30 protein-coding genes and 1 pseudogene are annotated in these 18,775 nt (G+C 61.7%); all 31 read left to right on the top strand.

The window, feature by feature from the left end; genetic code table 11:
• Nucleotides 1–138, top strand: a pseudogene (tuf, locus tag ACFCU0_RS10070) (elongation factor Tu); the annotation flags it as partial.
• Nucleotides 139–227: 89 nt separating this feature from the next.
• A complete protein-coding gene (gene rpsJ, locus ACFCU0_RS10065; RefSeq protein WP_098074271.1) occupies nt 228–539 on the top strand; it encodes a 30S ribosomal protein S10 in 312 nt (103 codons plus the stop codon).
• 2 nt (nt 540–541) lie between these two features.
• Nucleotides 542–1,081 carry a hypothetical protein gene (locus ACFCU0_RS10060; protein ID WP_434973537.1) on the top strand — a complete coding sequence of 180 codons (540 nt, stop codon included), beginning with the start codon at nt 542–544 and terminating at the stop codon, nt 1,079–1,081.
• 71 nt (nt 1,082–1,152) lie between these two features.
• Entirely contained in the window at nt 1,153–1,797 is a 645-nt protein-coding gene (gene rplC, locus ACFCU0_RS10055; protein WP_434973536.1) for a 50S ribosomal protein L3, read from the top strand.
• Between the two features lie 152 nt (nt 1,798–1,949).
• Nucleotides 1,950–2,591 carry a 50S ribosomal protein L4 gene (gene rplD / locus ACFCU0_RS10050; protein ID WP_434973535.1) on the top strand — a complete coding sequence of 214 codons (642 nt, stop codon included), beginning with the start codon at nt 1,950–1,952 and terminating at the stop codon, nt 2,589–2,591.
• Nucleotides 2,592–2,663: 72 nt separating this feature from the next.
• Nucleotides 2,664–2,963, top strand: a complete 300-nt coding sequence (gene rplW / locus ACFCU0_RS10045; protein ID WP_434973534.1) for a 50S ribosomal protein L23 — start codon at nt 2,664–2,666, stop codon at nt 2,961–2,963.
• A gap of 135 nt (nt 2,964–3,098) precedes the next feature.
• Nucleotides 3,099–3,947 (top strand): 50S ribosomal protein L2, encoded by an 849-nt coding sequence (gene rplB / locus ACFCU0_RS10040; RefSeq protein ID WP_434973533.1) that lies wholly within the window; start codon nt 3,099–3,101, stop codon nt 3,945–3,947.
• A 95-nt stretch (nt 3,948–4,042) separates the two neighbouring features.
• Nucleotides 4,043–4,330, top strand: a complete 288-nt coding sequence (rpsS, locus tag ACFCU0_RS10035; protein ID WP_434973532.1) for a 30S ribosomal protein S19 — start codon at nt 4,043–4,045, stop codon at nt 4,328–4,330.
• Nucleotides 4,331–4,412: 82 nt separating this feature from the next.
• Nucleotides 4,413–4,784, top strand: coding sequence for a 50S ribosomal protein L22 (gene rplV / locus ACFCU0_RS10030; RefSeq protein ID WP_434973531.1), 372 nt, complete (start codon nt 4,413–4,415; stop codon nt 4,782–4,784).
• Nucleotides 4,785–4,923: 139 nt separating this feature from the next.
• Nucleotides 4,924–5,643 (top strand): 30S ribosomal protein S3, encoded by a 720-nt coding sequence (gene rpsC, locus ACFCU0_RS10025; RefSeq protein ID WP_434973530.1) that lies wholly within the window; start codon nt 4,924–4,926, stop codon nt 5,641–5,643.
• Nucleotides 5,644–5,767: 124 nt separating this feature from the next.
• The gene (gene rplP / locus ACFCU0_RS10020) at nt 5,768–6,196 is read left to right on the top strand and encodes a 50S ribosomal protein L16 (protein ID WP_434973529.1); all 429 of its coding nucleotides are present in this window, start codon (nt 5,768–5,770) and stop codon (nt 6,194–6,196) included.
• Between the two features lie 99 nt (nt 6,197–6,295).
• A complete protein-coding gene (gene rpmC / locus ACFCU0_RS10015; protein ID WP_434973528.1) occupies nt 6,296–6,499 on the top strand; it encodes a 50S ribosomal protein L29 in 204 nt (67 codons plus the stop codon).
• Nucleotides 6,500–6,627: 128 nt separating this feature from the next.
• Nucleotides 6,628–6,909 (top strand): 30S ribosomal protein S17, encoded by a 282-nt coding sequence (rpsQ, locus tag ACFCU0_RS10010; RefSeq protein WP_434973527.1) that lies wholly within the window; start codon nt 6,628–6,630, stop codon nt 6,907–6,909.
• A 125-nt stretch (nt 6,910–7,034) separates the two neighbouring features.
• Entirely contained in the window at nt 7,035–7,403 is a 369-nt protein-coding gene (gene rplN, locus ACFCU0_RS10005) for a 50S ribosomal protein L14 (RefSeq protein ID WP_434973526.1), read from the top strand.
• Nucleotides 7,404–7,477: 74 nt separating this feature from the next.
• Nucleotides 7,478–7,852, top strand: coding sequence for a 50S ribosomal protein L24 (gene rplX, locus ACFCU0_RS10000; RefSeq protein WP_434973525.1), 375 nt, complete (start codon nt 7,478–7,480; stop codon nt 7,850–7,852).
• A gap of 196 nt (nt 7,853–8,048) precedes the next feature.
• A complete protein-coding gene (rplE, locus tag ACFCU0_RS09995; RefSeq protein WP_434973524.1) occupies nt 8,049–8,618 on the top strand; it encodes a 50S ribosomal protein L5 in 570 nt (189 codons plus the stop codon).
• Nucleotides 8,619–8,679: 61 nt separating this feature from the next.
• Nucleotides 8,680–8,949: a 30S ribosomal protein S14 gene (gene rpsN / locus ACFCU0_RS09990; protein ID WP_434973539.1), complete on the top strand. Its 270-nt coding sequence runs from the start codon at nt 8,680–8,682 to the stop codon at nt 8,947–8,949.
• 90 nt (nt 8,950–9,039) lie between these two features.
• Nucleotides 9,040–9,444 carry a 30S ribosomal protein S8 gene (gene rpsH, locus ACFCU0_RS09985; RefSeq protein WP_434973523.1) on the top strand — a complete coding sequence of 135 codons (405 nt, stop codon included), beginning with the start codon at nt 9,040–9,042 and terminating at the stop codon, nt 9,442–9,444.
• Nucleotides 9,445–9,591: 147 nt separating this feature from the next.
• Entirely contained in the window at nt 9,592–10,146 is a 555-nt protein-coding gene (gene rplF, locus ACFCU0_RS09980; RefSeq protein ID WP_434973522.1) for a 50S ribosomal protein L6, read from the top strand.
• A 196-nt stretch (nt 10,147–10,342) separates the two neighbouring features.
• Nucleotides 10,343–10,702, top strand: coding sequence for a 50S ribosomal protein L18 (gene rplR / locus ACFCU0_RS09975; protein ID WP_434973521.1), 360 nt, complete (start codon nt 10,343–10,345; stop codon nt 10,700–10,702).
• 86 nt (nt 10,703–10,788) lie between these two features.
• A complete protein-coding gene (rpsE, locus tag ACFCU0_RS09970; protein ID WP_434973520.1) occupies nt 10,789–11,313 on the top strand; it encodes a 30S ribosomal protein S5 in 525 nt (174 codons plus the stop codon).
• Nucleotides 11,314–11,454: 141 nt separating this feature from the next.
• Nucleotides 11,455–11,640, top strand: coding sequence for a 50S ribosomal protein L30 (gene rpmD / locus ACFCU0_RS09965; protein ID WP_434973519.1), 186 nt, complete (start codon nt 11,455–11,457; stop codon nt 11,638–11,640).
• A 115-nt stretch (nt 11,641–11,755) separates the two neighbouring features.
• Nucleotides 11,756–12,223, top strand: coding sequence for a 50S ribosomal protein L15 (gene rplO / locus ACFCU0_RS09960; RefSeq protein WP_434973518.1), 468 nt, complete (start codon nt 11,756–11,758; stop codon nt 12,221–12,223).
• Between the two features lie 128 nt (nt 12,224–12,351).
• Nucleotides 12,352–13,671 carry a preprotein translocase subunit SecY gene (gene secY, locus ACFCU0_RS09955; protein ID WP_434973517.1) on the top strand — a complete coding sequence of 440 codons (1,320 nt, stop codon included), beginning with the start codon at nt 12,352–12,354 and terminating at the stop codon, nt 13,669–13,671.
• A gap of 106 nt (nt 13,672–13,777) precedes the next feature.
• Nucleotides 13,778–14,611, top strand: coding sequence for a type I methionyl aminopeptidase (gene map / locus ACFCU0_RS09950; protein WP_434973516.1), 834 nt, complete (start codon nt 13,778–13,780; stop codon nt 14,609–14,611).
• Nucleotides 14,604–14,822 carry a translation initiation factor IF-1 gene (infA, locus tag ACFCU0_RS09945; RefSeq protein ID WP_098074249.1) on the top strand — a complete coding sequence of 73 codons (219 nt, stop codon included), beginning with the start codon at nt 14,604–14,606 and terminating at the stop codon, nt 14,820–14,822. Before map ends, infA begins: the two co-directional genes overlap by 8 nt.
• A 421-nt stretch (nt 14,823–15,243) precedes the next feature.
• A complete protein-coding gene (gene rpsM, locus ACFCU0_RS09940) occupies nt 15,244–15,624 on the top strand; it encodes a 30S ribosomal protein S13 (protein ID WP_434973515.1) in 381 nt (126 codons plus the stop codon).
• 171 nt (nt 15,625–15,795) lie between these two features.
• Nucleotides 15,796–16,200, top strand: a complete 405-nt coding sequence (gene rpsK, locus ACFCU0_RS09935) for a 30S ribosomal protein S11 (RefSeq protein WP_098074247.1) — start codon at nt 15,796–15,798, stop codon at nt 16,198–16,200.
• Between the two features lie 90 nt (nt 16,201–16,290).
• Entirely contained in the window at nt 16,291–16,893 is a 603-nt protein-coding gene (rpsD, locus tag ACFCU0_RS09930) for a 30S ribosomal protein S4 (protein WP_434973514.1), read from the top strand.
• Nucleotides 16,894–17,059: 166 nt separating this feature from the next.
• On the top strand, nt 17,060–18,046 hold the full coding sequence (locus tag ACFCU0_RS09925) for a DNA-directed RNA polymerase subunit alpha (RefSeq protein WP_434973538.1): 987 nt from the start codon (nt 17,060–17,062) through the stop codon (nt 18,044–18,046).
• Between the two features lie 184 nt (nt 18,047–18,230).
• Nucleotides 18,231–18,701, top strand: coding sequence for a 50S ribosomal protein L17 (gene rplQ, locus ACFCU0_RS09920; RefSeq protein ID WP_434973513.1), 471 nt, complete (start codon nt 18,231–18,233; stop codon nt 18,699–18,701).
• The last annotated feature ends 74 nt before the right edge of the window (nt 18,702–18,775 follow it).

Below are 18,775 nucleotides of genomic sequence, written 5' to 3'. Positions count from 1 at the left end.
ATGGTGATGCCGGGGGACAACGCGACGTTCAAGGTGGAGCTGATCCAGCCGGTGGCGCTGGAGGACGGGCTGCGCTTTGCGATCCGCGAGGGCGGGCACACCGTCGGCGCCGGCGTCGTCACCGAGATCCTCGACTAACGCAGTGCTGTCGGTTGTGAGTGGCGGCGACGGCCACAACGCGCCGTCGCCGTCCTCCACCTTCGACGTTTGAAAATCGACCCGAATACATGGCTACGCAGCAGAAGATTCGCATCAAGCTGAAATCGTACGATCACACGCTCATCGACAAGAGCGCGGAGAAGATCATCCGCACGGTGAAGCAGACCGGCGCCGTTGTAAGCGGCCCGATCCCGCTTCCCACCGAAAAAAAGGTGTACACCGTGCTGCGTGGACCGCACGTGGACAAGAAGAGCCGCGAGCAGTTCGAGCGGCGGCACCACAAGCGCCTGATTGACATCCTGTCGTCGAGCAGTGACACCGTCGATGCACTGATGAAGCTCGAGCTTCCGAGCGGCGTCGACGTGGAAATTAAGGTGTGATTGTGCAAGGATCGCCGACGAGATCCCCGGCGCGCTCACTCCGCTCTGCATGGCATGGCGGCTACGGTGTGCTGTTCGGGGTCGGACTTGTCCTCGTCGTATCGGCACTGGCCGGATGCGACACCGGGACGAGCAAGAGTGAAAGCGCGTATCGCGCGCTTACCGGGCAGTGGGAGATCGTGAGCCTCCGGGTGAGCGGCGTCTCTTACACGACCGAAACGAACGAGCGATACGACACGCTACGATTTTCCTTTGCAGATACGAGTTCGGGGCGCGAGTATCGCCTCGACGGCGTCAAAAACGATCGGGCTATTCTGGGCGCATCGGGTCGCGTCCGTATCGTTAACGCCCGACAACTGGCGCTTACGACCGGGTTGCCCGAGCCCGTCGTGCTGAACTACGACATTACACAGAGCCGCCGAGCGACATTGACGGTTCCGCCGGGTCCCGGCACCGGGGCCGATGGACTTCTCGACACCGTGCTACCCCAGGGCAGCTGGGCCGAGGCACAGTCCATCGAACTTCGGCTCGAACGGCTGTAGGCAGACTGCCGCAGTTGATCCCGGCTCCGAACCATCGCCATTGGCACCACCCTACGAAACGATTCACGACCATGAGTAGCGGACTGATCGGAAAGAAAGTCGGAATGACGAGCGTCTTCGACGACCAGGGCAACAATATCGCCTGCACGGTCATCGAAGCCGGCCCGAACGTCGTGACCCAGGTCAAGACGGAAGACGGACCGGACGGGTATGATGCCGTCCAGCTTGCTTTCGACAGCAAGAAGGAGAAGAACACGACGAAGGCCATGCAGGGGCATTTTGCCTCGGCCGGTACCGAGCCCAAGCGCGCGATCGCTGAGTTTCGCGATTTCTCGCACGAGGTCGAGCGCGGTGATGAAGTCCGCGTCGACGACCTGTTCGAGGAAGGCGAGACGGTTGACGTGGTCGGCGTATCGAAAGGGAAAGGCTTCCAGGGTGTGGTCAAGCGGCACGGCTTCAGCGGTGTCGGCATGCGGACCCACGGGCAGTCCGACCAGCAGCGGCACCCGGGTTCGATTGGTGCGTCCGCCGATCCCTCGCGTGTCTTTAAGGGCACGCGGATGGGAGGTCGAATGGGCAACAGCCGGACCAAGATACAGAACCTCAAAGTCGTGAAGGTGCTGCCCGATCACGGAGCGATCCTGATCCAAGGATCGGTCCCCGGAGCGAAGAACAGCTACGTGGAGATTCACAAAAAGAAGCTTCACGAGAAATAACCACGGTACGGCCAACCCGCGAATCGGGAGCCCGTTGTCGAACGAGTGCATTTCGGTTTCCCGGTCCACCGGGCTGAGCGAAGCCGACGCCGACGACAACCGGCCGAACGACATGCAGCAGCGACGGACTGAGAACCTCAAACGATAGCACGATGGAAGTCGAAATTCTTCAAGATGATGGGGCGGCCTCGGGACGGTCGGTGACGCTTGACCCGACGATCTTCGAGATCGAGCCCAACGATCACGTGATCTGGCTCGACGTTCGCCGCATCCAGGCCCACAAGCGGCAGGGTACGGCGAAGACGAAGCAGCGGAGTGAAATCCGAGGCTCGACGCGTAAGCTCTACCGCCAGAAGGGGACCGGTAACGCCCGGGTTGGTGACGCCAAGTCGCCCATTCGGCGAGGCGGCGGTCGCGCACATGGGCCTCAGCCGCGGAATTACCGGCAGAATCTGAACAAGAAAACGAAGCGGCTGGCCCGGCGCTCAGCGCTTACTTACAAGGCGCAGGACGATGGCGTTTTCGTTGTAGAAGATTTCGACCTCGACACGCCGAGCACGAAAGCGGTGTCGTCGATGCTCGACGCTCTCGACCTCGCCGATACGAAGGTGCTGATCGTGACCGGCGAGAATCAGCCGACGCTCTACCGATCCGCCCGCAACCTGCCGAAGGTCAGCGTTCAAGAGGCGGGAAGCCTGAATACGATCGACGTGCTGGACGCCGAAGCCGTCGTCTTGCAGGAAAGCGCACTGGAAGAGATCACACGTGTTCTCTCCGTCGCCCAGCCTGCGTAACTGCGGCTCCACCCGATCCAGCGTGCGGGGATGTCCCGCACCACCCATTGATCCATAGTCATTCGCCGAGTCATGAGCAAACGCGTCCTCATTCGACCGCACCTGACGGAGAAGTCTTACCAGCTCCAGCAGGACGGAAAGTACACCTTCGTCGTCAACTTGAAAGCGTCGAAGCCGGAAATCCGGAATGCAGTGGAGCATCGGTTCCCGGGCACCATCGTCACCGACATTCGCACCATGGTCGTTCCCGGCAAGCGCCGGCGCCAGTTCCGCCAGGGGAAAATGATCGAAGGCCGGACCTCCGGCTACAAGAAGGCGATCGTAACGCTCGATCCCGACGGAGAGCAGATCGAAATCAGCCCCGACATGTAATCCGATCCGGTGGATCGATCTCCGCCGGTTTTCGACCGCGACATTCATTGCTCACCCCGTCTCAGCGAAGCGTAGCTTGAGTCCGACCCAGGAGGTTCGGCCAGGCCACACGAGACTGAAGCCATCTGAATCATCATGCCGATTAAGAAGCGCAAGCCGACGACGAACAGCCAGCGCCAGTACTCGGTCTCCGGGTTCGACGACATTACAACGTCGGAGCCTGAGAAGAGTCTGCTGGAGCCGCTTAAGAAAAGCGGCGGTCGCAATAACCAGGGCCGCATGACCATGCGGTACCGCGGTGGTGGCCACAAGCGTCGTTACCGGAAGATCGACTTCAAGCGAAACGACAAGGACGGGATTCCCGCCCGCGTCGCGACCATTGAGTACGACCCGAACCGGTCGGCCCGCATCGCCCTGCTCGTCTATGCGGACGGGGAAAAGCGGTATATCATCGCGCCGGACGGAATTGAGGTCGGGCAGACGGTGATGAGCGGCCCGCAGGCGGAGCCCGAGCTGGGCAACTGCCTCGCGCTCAATGAGATTCCGCTGGGTACCGTTGTTCACTGCATCGAGATGAAACCGGGCAAGGGCGCTCAGCTCGCCCGTGCCGCCGGTACGGAGGCGCAGCTCACGGCCCGCGAAGGCAAGTACGCCACGCTTTCGCTGCCTTCAGGGGAGACGCGCCGCGTCCCCGCGAAGTGCCGTGCGACAGTGGGTACCACGAGCAACGTCGACCACATGAACTTGCAGCTCGGCAAGGCCGGGCGGAAGCGGTGGCTCGGGCGTCGCCCGCGTACCCGTGGGGTCGCGATGAACCCGATCGACCACCCCATGGGTGGCGGTGAGGGCCGTGCGTCTGGAGGTCACCCGCGGTCGCGCAAGGGCGTGCCGGCAAAAGGTTATAAGACGCGGAAGCGAAACAAGGATTCCAACAAGTACATCATTCGGCGCCGGACCGAGAAGAAGAACCGCAAGCGGAAGTAAGAATCCGCCTCGGGCCCCTTGCTGCCCGATGATTCATTCCTCCGCGGCGGTCCCGGCCGTCCCACCATACGCCGAACACAAGCAGACAGACCGACATGCCCCGTTCCCTACGGAAAGGCCCTTACGTATACTACAAGCTTCAGCGCAAGGTAGACGCGCTGAACGAGTCCAATGACAAGAAGGTCGTCAAGACCTGGAGTCGGGACTCGTTGATTACGCCCGATTTCGTTGGGCACACATTCGCTGTGCACAACGGCCGGCAGTTCATTCCGGTGTATGTGACGGAAAACATGGTGGGGCACAAGCTTGGAGAATTTGCTCCGACGCGCACCTTCAAGGGACACGCGAAGTCGAAGGTGGACAAGCGGACGCGCCGTCCGTAGTCCGCAGACGACCCCCCGACGGACCCCTCGCGGCCTCGCCTGCGGCGCGGCCTAGACGACGAACCTGCAAGGACATCGAGACATGGAAGCACGAGCGATTCGCAAACACATTCGGAGCTCCCCGAAGAAGGTGCGCCGCATCATTAACCTGGTGCGTGGCAAGACCGTCCCGGAAGCGATCAGCATCCTGGACTTCATGCCGCAGCGTGCGACCGAGCCCGTCCAGAAGACGATTTGGTCCGCCTTCTACAACCTGCTCGACCAGGAAGAGGAGCGCTTTAACCAGGGCGAAGTCGTCATCAAGGAGATTCGCGCAGACGAGGGCCCGACGTTCAAGCGCTACCAGCCGCGAGCACGGGGCCGCGCCGCGCCGATCCGTAAGCACACGACGCACCTGACGGTGATCGTCGGTGTGCCGGAGGAAGAGCCGGCCGCGGAAGCGGACGTGGCATAACCCCGACACCCCATTACTTCGCACGCCACCGCCTGGACCGACCCCGGTCCGAACGGAGCGGACGCCGCCTCGATGGCGGGACGCGTGCACCCTGCTTTACCACCGACCTTTTTCGAAATAAGAGTCACGAGGTACACCCTTGGGTCAGAAAACACATCCGGTCGGATATCGCCTTGGCGTCATTCGTGGTTGGGATTCCAACTGGTACTCCGAGGACGATCTCCAGGACAAGCTTGTCGAGGACGAAGAGATTCGTCGCTACCTTCACGCCCGTCTTCGCCGCGCCGGTCTCAGCCGTGCGGTCATCGAGCGGACGCCGAAGCGCGTCATTCTGACACTTCACACCAGCCGTCCCGGCGTGGTCATCGGCCGCGGGGGATCGGAAGTGGAGAAGCTGCGGGAAGAGCTGAAGAAGCTGACGGGCAAGGACATCCAGATTAACATCTCGGAGATCAAGCGTCCGGAGCTCGATGCGACGCTCGTTGCGAAGAACATCGCGCAGCAGCTCGAGGGCCGGATCAGCTTCCGTCGCGCCATGAAACAGGCCATGACGGCTGCGATGCGGATGGGCGCCGAAGGCGTTCGTATTCGCGTGGCCGGTCGCCTGGGCGGTGCCGAGATGGGCCGGACTGAAGAGTACCTCGAAGGCCGCGTGCCGCTTCATACGATTCGTGCCGACATCGACTTCGCACGCGAGACGGCTTTCACCATCTACGGCACCATCGGTGTCAAGGTGTGGATCCATCGCGGCGAGATCATCGGGTCCCCGGATCTCAGCCCGAACGTCCAGGCGCAGCAGCGCAAGCAGATGAAGCGTCCGTCGCGTCGCCGCCGTGGAGGCGGAGGCCGCAATAACTAACGCCGCCGACGCCGCCCGGCGCGGTCGACCCGCCCGGTGACAGCACCATTCACGACCATTCAGTGCGCGTATTGCTTCCGGCACATGTTGACCGGGCCGCGCGCCGCAGCAAACCGACGAACTGATGCTACAGCCCAAACGCACCAAGCACCGTAAGGCCCAGCGCAAGCAGGGGACGAAAAAGGGAAATGCCTCGCGCGGAACGCGCGTCAATTTCGGCGACTTCGGATTGAAGTCGCTCGAGCACGGGCAGATTACCAGTCGCCAGATCGAATCGGCCCGTGTTGCGATCAATCGCTACATGAAGCGCGCCGGAAAGGTCTGGATCCGGATCTTCCCTGACAAGCCGGTGACCAAGAAGCCGGCCGAGACGCGGATGGGTAAAGGAAAGGGTGCGCCGGAATTCTACGTCGCCCCGGTTCAGCCCGGCCACATTCTTTTCGAGGTAGGTGGCGGCGTCACACGCGAGGTGGCGAAAGAGGCGCTCCGCCTGGGTCGCCACAAGCTGCCGGTCAAGACCAAGTTCGTCGAGCGGCCAGGCTACCACGAGTAACGAAGTGCTGGCCGTATGCGGCGCTGCCGGTCTAACCGGCGACTGGCGCCGAGGCCACATTCCACGACCTTGAGCATCACAGGGAGCACGAAACGATCCATGCTGAAACCCGACAAAATTCGCGAGTGGGATACGAAAGAGATCCGGGCTCGCATTGACGAAGAGGAGGAAGAGCTCGAAGAGCTCCGATTCCGTCACGCCACGGGCCTGACGGAGAGCAACCCGATGCTCCTCCGGACGAAGCGGCGCGACATCGCCCGCCTTAAAACGATTCTCAACGAAAAGACGGCGGAGGAAGCCTGAACGGACCGGCACCGTCCCGCGCGCCCTGAGGCGCGCAGGCGGGCCCCGGTCGCCGTCGCCGACCCAAGCATTCCGAATTGACCTGGCGCGCGAACAGAACCGCGCCGACCACAGAACCGAGACGACCCATGGAGCACACCCCTGAAACAGCAGAAACCACGCGTAACGCCCGGAAGGAACGGGTGGGCGTCGTCGTGAGCGACAAGATGGATAAAACCATCACTGTGTCGGTCCGGCGGCAGATGAAGCACCCGATGTACGGCAAGTACCTCGAGCGGTCATCCAAGATGATGGTCCATGACGAGGAAAACACCGCGGGCGAAGGGGATACCGTTCGCATCATGGAGACGCGCCCCATCAGCAAAAACAAGCGGTGGCGCGTGGTTGAGGTTGTCGAACGCGCCAAGTAACCCCATTCGCAGCCACGCCCCGTTGATCGGGCGCGTGCCTCGCGCACGCTCGGCATCGTTCCGGCTCGCACGGCGAGCCTGCGTCGGTCGTGCACCATCATCGAAACACGTAAGGCGAAGGAACCATGGTTCAGCAGGAAACACGACTTAAGGTAGCGGACAATAGCGGCGCCAAGGAGGTGCTCTGCATTCGCGTGCTCGGGAGCAGCGGGCGTCGGTACGCCGGCGTCGGCGATCGCATTGTCGTCTCAGTGAAGTCGGCCATTCCCGGCGGCAACCTGAGCAAGGGTGACGTGAGCGAAGCCGTCGTTGTCCGCGCCCGGAAGGAGAGCCGCCGGCCGGATGGATCGTACATTCGCTTCGACGAGAACGCGGCCGTGCTGATCACCCCGCAGGGCGAGCCGGTCGGGACGCGCGTCTTCGGCCCGGTGGCCCGCGAGCTTCGCGAGAAACAGTTCATGCGCATCGTGTCTCTTGCTCCGGAGGTGCTGTAACCCTGGAGCGTCTGCCGTTCCGCGAGCCGGAACGGGTCCGATGTGCTGCTTCGAACGTTAGAATTCCTATTGCTATGCCGCGTAAGAACAACACCCAGAAGAAACTCCACGTCAAGAAGGGCGACGAGGTGATGATCAACAAGGACATCACCGGATACAACTTCACGGAGAAGGGCACGACCGGTCGCGTCATCGCGGTCTATCCTGAGAAGGAGCGCGTGACCGTGGAAGGCGTCAACATTCGCGTCTTTCACGAGCAGCCCAGTCCGTCGAACCCGGACGGGGGCCGCGTGGAGCGGGAAGTTCCGATCCACGTGTCCAATGTGAATCCGATCGACAGCGACGGCAACCCGACCCGGATCGGCCGCAAGAAAATTACGGATCCGGAAACCGGGCAGTCCCGGTGGGTCCGTTACGCGAAAACGACGGGCGAAGAGCTCGATACCTGAGCCCCGGGCGGGCTCGAGACGCCCGGCCGATCGCCCCGCACAAGGCCTTGAAACGCCGATGTACCCGGAACTCGCTTCCGACCGCTCCCATTTTCAACGTCTGCAGCGGCGACACTCCGCGTGAAACGGACACCGTTTCTCGCTATCCGCTGCAACCGGCACCGCCGGCCCGAGAACTGAAGATAACCAGCAGACCATGGCTACGATCCCCCGACTTAAAGAGCGCTACAACGACGAGGTGCGCGCCGAACTGAAGGATCAGTTCGGGTACGACAACGTGATGGAGGTCCCGCGTCTCGCGAAAATCGCCATCAACAAGGGTGTCGGCGAGGCCGCAGAGAACCAGAAGGTTCTCGATGATGCGGTGGAAGAGATGCGCAAGATCACCGGTCAGCAGCCGGAGATCACCCGCGCGAAGAAGAGCATTTCGAACTTCGGCCTCCGCAAGGGGATGCCGGTCGGCGTTCGCGTGACGCTGCGGGACGCACGCATGTTCGAGTTCTTAGACCGGCTCATTACGCTGGCGCTGCCCAATATTCGCGACTTCCAGGGCGTGCCCGACCGCAGCTTTGACGGCCACGGCAATTACACGTTGGGCGTCAAGGAGCAAACGATTTTCCCTGAGATCGACATGGATAACGTCGACCGCATCAGCGGAATGGACATCACGTTCGTGACGACGGCCGAGAACGACGAGGAAGCCTACGCGCTGCTCAAAGGACTCGGGCTGCCGTTCGTCCGACGTGGTGAGGAGGAAGCCGCGTAATTTCTGCTGCGCTGGGTATCCGGCCTGCGACTGATTTTTGACAACGTACAACGACACCGACATGGCGAAGAAAAGCTGGATCGCGCGTGAAGAGAAGCGCGAACGCATGCACGAGCAGTACAAAGAGAAGCGGCAGAAGCTGAAGAGCGAGGGCCGCTGGGTTGAGCTTCAGAAGATTCCGAACAACGCGAGCCCGGTACGGCAGAACAACCGTTGCCGCATCTGTGGGCGTGCGCGTGGATACATGCAGACGTTTGGCGTCTGCCGGATCTGCTTCCGCGAGCTGGCCCTCGAAGGCAAGATTCCGGGGATCCGGAAGTCCAGCTGGTAGCACAGACCTGCCGGCGATCCGCACCGACCGCAGAGACGCTCTGCGGCCCGGGTCCCGACGATCATCGAAACGCGAAACACCACGACCGAGATGAGTGCCGTAACCGATCCCGTCGCTGATTACCTCGCCCGCATCCGAAACGGGCAACAGGCGAACCACAAGTACGTCGACATCCCCGCCTCGAAGCTGAAGCGTGCCATCACGCAGATTCTGCTCGAGAAGGGGTACATCAAAAACTACCTCAACGTCGAGGACGGAAAGCAGGGTCGCCTGCGCGTCTACCTCAAGTACGACGAGGAGACGGGAGAGCCTGCCATTCGCACGCTCAATCGTGTCTCCAGCCCGGGACGCCGCGAGTACCGCAATGCGCAGAATCTGCCGCGCGTCAAGAACGGTCTCGGGATCGCCATCCTGTCCACGTCGCGTGGCGTGATGAGCGACAAGGAAGCGCGCCGGTTCAACGTCGGCGGCGAGATTCTGGCGACGGTATTTTAGTCGATGGTTCCGCCGGCACGACGGCCGCCCGGTTGTGTCGCATGGTGCATTCATCGCGCCGTGCGGGCAGATCGGTCGGAGGAGGAGTCCGCGAAGTATCCCTCCACGTGCACCCATTTTCCACCCTGCAACACATAGGTTCATCTCATGGCTCGTATAGGTAGCAAGCCGATTCCGTTTGGCGACGGCGTCACGGTCGACGTCGATGCAAAGAACTTCATCACGGTCAAAGGTCCGAAGGGAGAGCTCTCCCAGCAGATAGACCCGGACATGACGATCAGCGTTGAGGACAGCACGATTGTTGTCGATCGGCCGACCGACCAGAAGCGCCACCGCTCGGTGCACGGGCTGACGCGTTCCCTGCTCGCGAACATGGTGGAAGGCGTTCAGGACGGGTACAAGAAGGAGCTCACGATTATCGGTGTGGGATACCGCGCGTCGGTGAGCAACGGGGCATTGGAACTCGCCCTCGGTTACTCCCACCCGATCTTCTTTCTTCCACCCGACGAAATCGACATCACCGTCGACAGCAGCCGTGGAAAAAACGATGTCATCGTGATTGACGGCATCGACAAGCAGCTTGTCGGCCAGGTGGCGGCGAAGATCCGCAGCCTGCGTCCGCCGGAGCCGTACAACGGGAAGGGCGTCCGGTATGTCGGGGAGCATGTCCCGCTGAAGGCTGGAAAAACGGCTGCTCGCTAAGGCGTCCGCGCCGGAGCCCGTCCCGCGGGCCCCAGGCGCGTCCCGTCTGGATGCCGACCGTCCTTCGTGGACGTGGCGTCCCGGACAGCAGACCCAATCGAACGTTCGTGTCATCGTCGCTTTAGCGGCGACATGGCACACGCCGGGCACCTCGCCCGGCTCGACGAACCGCGCATTACAACATGGAATCGTAGCAATGGCCAAGGGCAACAAAGAAACCGCCGCGCGCCGGCAGCGCATCCACGCTAGCATCCGGTCGACCATCATGGGGACACCGCGTCGTCCGCGGCTATCCGTGTACCGGTCAAACAAGTATATCTACGCGCAGCTCATCGACGACTTCGATGGGCACACCCTCGCCTCGGCGTCCAGCCTGGAAGAGGGAGTGGACGGGGAGGACCCGACGGACGAGAGTCGGCGGGTCGGTGAACTGCTCGCCGAGCGCGCGCAAGAGAAAGGCATCGCGAAGGCGGTGTTTGACCGGAGCGGCTATAAGTACCATGGCCGCGTGAAGGCCCTGGCCGAAGGCGCTCGTGAGGGCGGCCTCCACCTGTAACTGAGCACGTGTGCGGCTCCACCGGACGACACCGGTCGGCGCGGCGCGCATGACGTCATTTTTGCACCACGCACGAACTCACCATCATGGCAAAGAACAGAAGAAAGCGGGTCAACGCCGATAAGCGGCAGGAGAACTGGGTCGATCGCCTCGTGGCGGTCAACCGCGTCTCAAAGGTCGTGAAGGGCGGACGCCGGTTCTCGTTCAACACCGTTGTCGTCGTCGGCAACGAGGACGGGCTCGTCGGCGCCGGTCTCGGAAAGGCCAACGACGTTTCCAGCGCCATCTCGAAAGGGGCGGAGGATGCGAAGAAGAACCTCGTCCGCGTCCCGATCCGTGAAGGCACGATTCCGCACGAAGTGCTCGGCCAGCAGGATGCCGGCAAGGTTCTCCTTAAGCCGGCCGCGCCGGGTACCGGTGTGATTGCCGGTGGCGGTGTTCGCGCCGTGCTGGAATGCGTGGGACTGACGAACGTGCTGTCGAAGTCGATCGGCACGTCCAACCCGCACAATCAGGTCGCCGCAACGATTAACGCGCTCGACAAGTTGGAAGATGCGATTGAAGTGGCACGCCGCCGCGGCATTCCGCTCGAGAAGGTGTTCAACGGGTGATTTCTCCGTCTACGCTCGCCGCGCATCGATCCGTCCATCGGGACGCGACACGGGCCGGTCGGGCGTCTTGGAAGAGCACCGTTTTTGCGAGGGTCGCGACCGACGGTCGCCGCTCGCCTCATCGATTAATGACGTAACGCGATGGCTACTCTGAAAATCACGCAGGTGCGGAGCAAGAACTCCCGCTCGAAGAAGCAGCGGGACACGCTGAAGGCACTGGGTCTGCGCAAGATCCGTGACTCCGTGGAGCAAGAGGACACGCCGCAGATTCGCGGCATGATCAACAAGGTGGCTCACCTCGTCGACGTGGAAGAAGTCGACGCGTAGTCCCCATCCGGCGGCTCCCGCCTCCGAACCGATATTTTCCGTTCACGCGAGTTCGCTCTTGCACCCCGGACCGTCCGGTCGTGCCGGCGCGAGCGCCAGCCCAACATTCCTGATTATGGATCTTAGCAACCTCAAGCCCGCAGAGGGCGCCACGAAAGACAAGCAGCGCCTCGGACGCGGCGTCGGTTCCGGCCGTGGTGGACACCAGTCTACCCGCGGCGACAAGGGACAGAGCAGCCGGTCCGGTTCGAAAAACCGCCCCATGTGGTTCGAGGGCGGACAGATGCCGCTGTACCGTCGCCTGCCGAAATTCGGCTTTACCAACAACTTCCGCGTCGAACCGAGCATCGTCAACGTGTCGCGTGTCGCGCGCCTCGTTGCCGACGGACGGATCGATGCATCCGACCCGGTGACGCCCGACGTTCTCGATGACGCCGGCGCCATTCGCGATCCGGAGTACGTCAAGATCCTTGGCGATGGCGAGATCGATGTCGCCCTGGACGTGTCGGCGCATGCCTTCAGTGAGAGCGCGCAGAAGAAGATTGAAGAGGCGGGTGGATCGGTCACCCTTCTCGACGCGTAACCCTCTTCCGACCCGGAGATCTATCGCACCAGGCGGTAGGATCCGGCGGTCGACCCCTTTCCCTCTATCCGAATCAGACGACGCGCTTGGTTTGCCCCCCGGGGGCCGAGTGCAGACCGACGGACGTTATGGCTGGCTTCGCCGAAAGTATTCGCAACATCTGGGAGATTGAAGACCTGCGGAATCGCATTCTGTACACGCTGGGTCTTCTTGTAGTCTACCGCTTCGGGACGTACGTCACGCTGCCCGGAGTGGACGCTGCGACCCTTGCCGACGTGAATGCACAATCCGGTACCGCAGGCATCTTCGGATTCCTCGACATGTTCGTCGGTGGCGCATTCCGGCAGGCGGGGATCTTCGCCCTCGGTATTATGCCGTATATTACGGCGTCGATTATCATCCAGCTGATGGGTGCCGTCGTCCCGTACTTCCAGAAGTTGCAGCGGGAGGGGGAAGACGGTCGGCGTCGCATTACGCAGCTCACCCGGTACGGCACGGTCGGCATTACGGCGCTTCAGTCGATCGGCTACGCGATCAACCTGAGCTACGGCCAGACGGGAACCGCGATTGTGATCGACAAGACGCTCTTTATGATCACGACGGTGCTCGTCCTGACGAGTGGTACTGTATTCGTCATGTGGCTGGGTGAGCGGATCAGCGAGAAGGGGATCGGAAACGGCATCTCGCTCGTCATTATGGTCGGGATTATCGCCTTTCTCCCGCAGTCGCTCTTCAATGAGATCGACATCAACGGCGATAACATCTTCATCGTCCTGATCGAGATCGGCGTCTGGGTCCTGGTTACCGCCGGTGTGGTGCTCGTCTCGCAGGGGATGCGCCGGATTCCGGTGCAGTACGCCAAGCGGGTCGTGGGCCGGAAATCGTTCGGCGGCTCGACGCAGTACCTGCCGATCCGCGTCAACGCTGCGGGCGTGATGCCGATCATCTTCGCCCAGTCCATCATGTTCATCCCGGGCACCTTCGCCTCGTTCATGCCGGACAACGAGATGGCGCAGCAGATTGGCGCCTGGTTCGGAGAAATCGACAGCGTGGGTTATTCCGTGCTGTTCTTCGTGATCGTCGTCTTTTTCACCTACTTCTACACCGCGATCACGGTCAACCCGCAGCAAATGGCGGACACCATGAAACGGCAGGGTGGATTTATTCCCGGCATCCGTCCCGGCAAGCAGACCAGCGAGTTTATCGACACGATCCTGACCCGGATTACGCTTCCGGGATCGGTCTTCCTCGGATTCGTCGCCATTCTCCCGTCCTTCGCGATGGCCTTCGGCGTCACGCAGGGCTTCGCGATGTTCTTCGGGGGAACCAGCCTTCTGATCCTCGTTCAGGTGACCCTCGACACGCTGCAGCAGATCGAGAGTCACCTCCTGATGCGTCACTACGACGGCTTCATGAAGAGCGGCAAGATGCGCGGCCGCCGCGTGTGACCAACACGATCGGGGGCGCCGTCCGTCGTGTCGGCCACTCCCCCTCAACTCATGTCCGTCCATGAACTGGATTCAGCGGGTCGTCCAACGAATACGAGGTGCGTTCATGATTCAACTGAAGAGCCGGCGAGAGATTGATCTGATGCGTGAAAGCGCGGATCTGGTGGGGCGCACCCTCGGGAAAGTGGCGGAGCACGTAGAGCCGGGCATGACGCTGGAAGAACTCGACGCCATTGCTGAAGACTACATTCGAACACACGGCGCCGAGCCCGCATTCAAAGGTTACAAAGTTGGAGAGAACGTATTCCCGGGCACGCTCTGCACGTCCGTAAACGAAGCGGTGGTGCACGGCATCCCGAACGACTACGCCCTCCAAAGCGGCGATCTTCTCTCCGTTGACTGCGGCGTAGAGTTGAACGGATACTTCGGCGACAGCGCCTTTACCTTCGCCGTCGGAGAGATTGACGAGGAGACGCGCGCTCTTTGCCAGACGACCTACCGCGCGCTGCACCTCGGGATCGAACAGGCTACTGCCGGAAACCGCGTCGGCGACATCGGTCACGTCATTGAGGATTACTGCTCCTCGCGGGGCTATGGCGTGGTCCGCGACCTCGTCGGGCATGGGATCGGGAAAGAGCTGCACGAAAAACCTCAGATCCCGAATTTCGGCAAGCCCGGCAGCGGACGGAAGCTGAAGAAGGGCCTGACGGCCTGCATCGAGCCGATGGTCAACCAGGGAACAGCATCTATCGACGTTGACTCGGACGGCTGGACGATCCGTGCCGCGGACGGAAAGCCGTCGGCCCATTACGAACACATGATTGCGGTCGGCGACGGCGAGGCCGAGATCCTCACCACGTTCGAATACATCGAAGATGTGGTCGACCCACCGTACGAAACGACACCATCTGTCACACACAACAGCACGGCTAATGGCTAAGGAAGAAGCCATCGAACAGGACGGAGAGGTCATCGAGGCCCTCCCGAATGCGCAGTTTCGCGTCAAACTGGAGAACGGGCACGAGATTCTTGGGCTCCTCTCCGGCAAGATGCGGATGAATTACATCAAGATCCTGCCCGGAGACCGCGTCAAGGTCGAGCTTTCGCCCTATGACCTGTCCAAAGGCCGGATCGTCTACCGGTACAAGTAGGCGCGCGTAGCGCCCCGCTGAACGATGTGTCCGCCAGACGAATTCGGGCACAGTCTTCATGTTGGGAGGCGTGTGTGTGCCGAACCTTTCGGTGTAAAACATAGTATTAACGTGTCTGAAATGGCATGGCTCGAATCTCGATGCTCGGCGCGGCATGCGTGCACGTTCGGCCTATGTAACCATTTGACACATACATTCCCGCCCGTCGCCCGACGACATGACCGCCCCGCGTCCAGCACGGACGACGGCCGAGCGCTCAATGAAACGCCTTTCTTACGAAGGGCCAATCGGGCCGCTCGGGCACGCATCTCGGTGTGAGGCGTCTGTTTCGCCCTCATGACCTGGATGTGAAGGGCAAGGGTCGCACCCGATGCGATCAACGCCACGTACCTTTTGAGAGAACGCATAACCGAACCCATTTATGCCTCGTATCGCAGGAGTTGACGTACCGGACCACAAGCGCGGTGTCATCGCGCTCACCGAGATCTACGGCATCGGCCAGTCTCGCGCAAAGGACATCGTAGAGCGCGTTGGCATCGACCTCGAGAAGAGCCCTCGCGAGTGGACGGAAGACCAGACCCGCCAGGTGCGGCGCATCGTCGAAGAGGAATACACCGTCGAAGGGCAGCTTCGCACGGAGGTGCAGATGAACATCAAGCGCCTCATGGACATCGGCTGCTATCGCGGCCTGCGTCACCGGAAGGGTCTTCCGGTCAACGGGCAGCGGACGCGGACCAATGCGCGGACCCGGAAGGGCCGGCGTAAGACCGTCGCTGGCAAGAAGGCAGCGCCGCGTAAGTAAGTGGCCTGGCTGCGGAGACCGATGCGCACGGCGAAACCGCGCGGTGTCGGTCCGTGGGGGCGATGGCTCGCTCTTCTTCCGCATGGGTTCCTGCTACATCTCTGATCGCCTGTTACGGGGAAACGACCCCGGGCAGAGACGCAACACATTGTATCGAATCGACTGACCATTATGGCAAAAGGAGGAAAAAAGCGGGGCAAACGCTCCGCCCGCAAAAAAAACGTCGTTGTTGAGTCGAACGGTCGTGCCTACGTCAAGGCGACCTTTAACAACGTCATCGTCACGATCACCGACCAGTACGGCAACACGATCTCGTGGGCGAGCGCCGGCAAGATGGGCTTCAAAGGAAGCCGCAAGAATACGCCGTACGCCGCGCAGAAAGCCGGTGAGGCCGCCGCGCAAGAGGCGTATGACCTGGGTCTGCGCCGGGTCGACGTCTTCGTGAAAGGCCCTGGTTCGGGTCGCGAGGGGGCCATTCGCGCGATGTCGGAGGTCGGCATTGAGGTTGCGACGATCCGCGACGTGACGCCACTTCCGCACAACGGCTGCCGTCCTCCCAAGCGCCGCCGCGTTTGATCTTCGATTCGCCGAACCGCAGCGGGGCTACAGGTTCTGCTGCCGGTTCACCCCCATTCTCTCGAACTACGAAACTCGTCTCCCTCACACATGGCTCGATACCGAGGCCCCAAGCAAAAAATCGCCCGTCGCTTTAAGGAGCCGATCTTCGGCCCGTCCAAAGCGCTGGAGCGGAAGCCGTACCCGCCGGGACAGCACGGCCGTCGCCGTCGCCGTCGCGAAAGCGAGTACGCCGTTCAGCTGAAAGAGAAGCAGAAAGCGAAGTACACCTACGGCTTGCTCGAGAAGCAGTTTAAGAACCTGTTCGATAAGGCGTCGCGCCAGGAAGGCGTGACGGGTGAGAACCTGCTGCTCCTCCTGGAGTCGCGCCTGGACAACACGGTGTTCCGTCTGGGCATTGGCCGGACGCGGCGTCAGGCCCGGCAGTTCGTGTCGCATCGCCACATCATGGTGAACGACCGGGTCGTCAACGTGCCGTCGTATGCTCTGCGTCCGAACGACGTGGTGTCGGTCCGCCCGAAGAGCCGCACGCTGGAGGTTGTGAAAGACAATGTACAGCGCCAGCGCCGCAACTTCTCGTGGCTCGACTTCGACCGTGATGCCATGAAGGGGAAGTTTCTGGATTACCCCGCACGGGAAGACATTCCGGAAAACATCAACGAGCAGCTCATCGTCGAGCTTTACTCGAAGTAATCGACGAACGACACGGCCGAGGCAAGCACGCCCTACCACGGCGGCTAAATCGCCGCCTCGTCCTGTCGCCACCTGCTCTGACGGGAAGCAACCGGCACGCCTCCACGACGTGACCGACGTCTCCGCTTCCCACGCGTTTGTTGAAAATCTCTACCGAACCGAGCGTATGAATAACTACGGGATTCAGATGCCGGAAGGCGTCCAGGTTGATGAAGCCGAGGACACCTCGGGGCGTTTTATCGTCGAGCCGCTCGAACGCGGTTTCGGCGTGACCATCGGTAACGCCCTCCGCCGGGTGCTGCTGTCGTCCCTCCGCGGCCTCGCCATCACCGCCATCAAGATTGATGGGGTCCAGCACGAGTTCTCCACGATCCCGGGTGTGACGGAAGATGTTTCCGACGTCATCCTGAACCTGAAAGAGGTCCGCTTCAAGAGCGAAGAGGCTCAGGAAGGGCACCTCCACCTAAGTCTGGAAGGCCCCGGCGACTGGACGGCACAGGATATCGCCGATGCCACCGCCGAGTTTGAAGTGCTGAACCCGGATCTGCACATCGCGACCCTGGCCGAAGATGCCGTCGTCAACGTTGATCTCCGGATCGGCAATGGCCGTGGGTACGTCCCGTCCGAGGAAAACAAGCGGGAAGACGATCCGATCGGCGTCATCGCCATCGACTCGATTTTCACGCCGATCCGCAACGTGAAGTACTCGGTCAAGCCGACGCGTGTCGGGCAGCGAATCGACTATGAGAAGCTGTCGATCGACGTGGACACCGACGGCTCCGTGACGCCGGAGGAGGCGCTCACGCAGGCGGCGAGCATTCTCCGCGACCACGTCAACTTCTTCATCAGCCTCGACGAGGAGCCGGAACCGGTGGTCGAGGAGCAGGAAGTAGACGAAGAGGTCAAGCGGATTCGCGAACTACTCGCACAGCCTGTGGACGAGCTCGATCTGTCCGTCCGCTCGCATAACTGCCTCAAGGCGGCGAGCATCAAGACAATCGGCGACCTTGTGCGTCGTGAGGAGAACGAGATGCTCAAGTTCCGGAACTTCGGCCGGAAGTCGCTACAGGAGCTCGTCGAGGTCCTGGACGACCGCGGCCTCGAGTTCGGGATGAACGTCGAAGAATACCTCGAAGAGCAGGCCAGCACCTGATCGGTCGCGTGGCGGAACGGGTTCATGCAGTGCCCACGGCCGCCGCACCTGCCCCTGGCCACTCGCTGACGAAATCAACTCCTGTTCTGCGTTTGGCGTCGTGCGTAGCCGGCTCCCCGCATTCGGGGAGCGGCGCGCCACGCGCCAACGGTACCGCACAACGCAAGACGCATAACGACACACTATGAGACACCGCAAGAAAGGAAAGAAACTCGGTCGTACAAGCGCCCACCGGAAATCGACAATGCAGTCGCTCTCCAGCGCTCTGATCGAGCACAAGCAGATTCGCACCACGGTCGCCAAGGCCAAGGCACTGCGTCCGTTCATCGAGCCGCTCATCACGCGTGCGAAGGACGACACCGAACACAACCGTCGGCAGGTCTTTCGGCGTCTCCAGAATAAGGAGGCTGTGAAAGAGCTCTTCAACGAGGTCGGCGTCAAAGTCGGTGATCGCCCGGGCGGTTATGTCCGTATCGTAAAGCTCGGCCGGCGGAGCGGTGACGGGACCGAGGAAGCGGTCGTCGAACTGGTCGATTACAACGATGTTCAGCCCTCGACGGCAGGTAGCGGCAAGAGCAGTACCCGTCGTGGAAGTGGAAAGGGCCGTCGTGAGGAGACGGAAGAAACGGAAGAAGCAGCAGCTGGAGCGGCCTGACGCTCTCCATGCCGGCACGAGATACACCGAAAGCACCACGCCGACGCCTCGGGGTGGTGCTTTTTGTGTGGTAC

Source organism: Longibacter sp. (assembly GCF_051155795.1).
Taxonomy (GTDB): domain Bacteria; phylum Bacteroidota; class Rhodothermia; order Rhodothermales; family Salinibacteraceae; genus Longibacter.
Note: the sequence above shows the minus strand (reverse complement) of the source record. Positions and strands in the feature narration are given on the sequence as shown.

Excerpts from the sequence above, each read along its gene's own strand:
- rplW (WP_434973534.1), top strand. The coding sequence starts at position 2,664 with ATGAGCAAACGCGTCCTCATTCGACCGCACCTGACGGAGAAGTCTTAC.
- infA (WP_098074249.1), top strand. The coding sequence starts at position 14,604 with ATGGCTAAGGAAGAAGCCATCGAACAGGACGGAGAGGTCATCGAGGCC.
- ACFCU0_RS09925 (WP_434973538.1), top strand. The coding sequence starts at position 17,060 with ATGAATAACTACGGGATTCAGATGCCGGAAGGCGTCCAGGTTGATGAA.
- rplC (WP_434973536.1), top strand. The coding sequence starts at position 1,153 with ATGAGTAGCGGACTGATCGGAAAGAAAGTCGGAATGACGAGCGTCTTC.
- rpmD (WP_434973519.1), top strand. The coding sequence starts at position 11,455 with ATGGCTACTCTGAAAATCACGCAGGTGCGGAGCAAGAACTCCCGCTCG.
- rpsH (WP_434973523.1), top strand. The coding sequence starts at position 9,040 with ATGAGTGCCGTAACCGATCCCGTCGCTGATTACCTCGCCCGCATCCGA.
- rpsM (WP_434973515.1), top strand. The coding sequence starts at position 15,244 with ATGCCTCGTATCGCAGGAGTTGACGTACCGGACCACAAGCGCGGTGTC.
- rplR (WP_434973521.1), top strand. The coding sequence starts at position 10,343 with ATGGCCAAGGGCAACAAAGAAACCGCCGCGCGCCGGCAGCGCATCCAC.
- rpsE (WP_434973520.1), top strand. The coding sequence starts at position 10,789 with ATGGCAAAGAACAGAAGAAAGCGGGTCAACGCCGATAAGCGGCAGGAG.
- rpsD (WP_434973514.1), top strand. The coding sequence starts at position 16,291 with ATGGCTCGATACCGAGGCCCCAAGCAAAAAATCGCCCGTCGCTTTAAG.
- rplX (WP_434973525.1), top strand. The coding sequence starts at position 7,478 with ATGCCGCGTAAGAACAACACCCAGAAGAAACTCCACGTCAAGAAGGGC.
- rplD (WP_434973535.1), top strand. The coding sequence starts at position 1,950 with ATGGAAGTCGAAATTCTTCAAGATGATGGGGCGGCCTCGGGACGGTCG.
- rpsQ (WP_434973527.1), top strand. The coding sequence starts at position 6,628 with ATGGAGCACACCCCTGAAACAGCAGAAACCACGCGTAACGCCCGGAAG.
- rplQ (WP_434973513.1), top strand. The coding sequence starts at position 18,231 with ATGAGACACCGCAAGAAAGGAAAGAAACTCGGTCGTACAAGCGCCCAC.
- rplO (WP_434973518.1), top strand. The coding sequence starts at position 11,756 with ATGGATCTTAGCAACCTCAAGCCCGCAGAGGGCGCCACGAAAGACAAG.
- rpsJ (WP_098074271.1), top strand. The coding sequence starts at position 228 with ATGGCTACGCAGCAGAAGATTCGCATCAAGCTGAAATCGTACGATCAC.
- rpsN (WP_434973539.1), top strand. The coding sequence starts at position 8,680 with ATGGCGAAGAAAAGCTGGATCGCGCGTGAAGAGAAGCGCGAACGCATG.
- secY (WP_434973517.1), top strand. The coding sequence starts at position 12,352 with ATGGCTGGCTTCGCCGAAAGTATTCGCAACATCTGGGAGATTGAAGAC.
- rplP (WP_434973529.1), top strand. The coding sequence starts at position 5,768 with ATGCTACAGCCCAAACGCACCAAGCACCGTAAGGCCCAGCGCAAGCAG.
- rplV (WP_434973531.1), top strand. The coding sequence starts at position 4,413 with ATGGAAGCACGAGCGATTCGCAAACACATTCGGAGCTCCCCGAAGAAG.
- rplN (WP_434973526.1), top strand. The coding sequence starts at position 7,035 with ATGGTTCAGCAGGAAACACGACTTAAGGTAGCGGACAATAGCGGCGCC.
- rpsK (WP_098074247.1), top strand. The coding sequence starts at position 15,796 with ATGGCAAAAGGAGGAAAAAAGCGGGGCAAACGCTCCGCCCGCAAAAAA.
- rplB (WP_434973533.1), top strand. The coding sequence starts at position 3,099 with ATGCCGATTAAGAAGCGCAAGCCGACGACGAACAGCCAGCGCCAGTAC.
- rplE (WP_434973524.1), top strand. The coding sequence starts at position 8,049 with ATGGCTACGATCCCCCGACTTAAAGAGCGCTACAACGACGAGGTGCGC.
- rpsS (WP_434973532.1), top strand. The coding sequence starts at position 4,043 with ATGCCCCGTTCCCTACGGAAAGGCCCTTACGTATACTACAAGCTTCAG.
- rplF (WP_434973522.1), top strand. The coding sequence starts at position 9,592 with ATGGCTCGTATAGGTAGCAAGCCGATTCCGTTTGGCGACGGCGTCACG.
- rpmC (WP_434973528.1), top strand. The coding sequence starts at position 6,296 with ATGCTGAAACCCGACAAAATTCGCGAGTGGGATACGAAAGAGATCCGG.
- map (WP_434973516.1), top strand. The coding sequence starts at position 13,778 with ATGATTCAACTGAAGAGCCGGCGAGAGATTGATCTGATGCGTGAAAGC.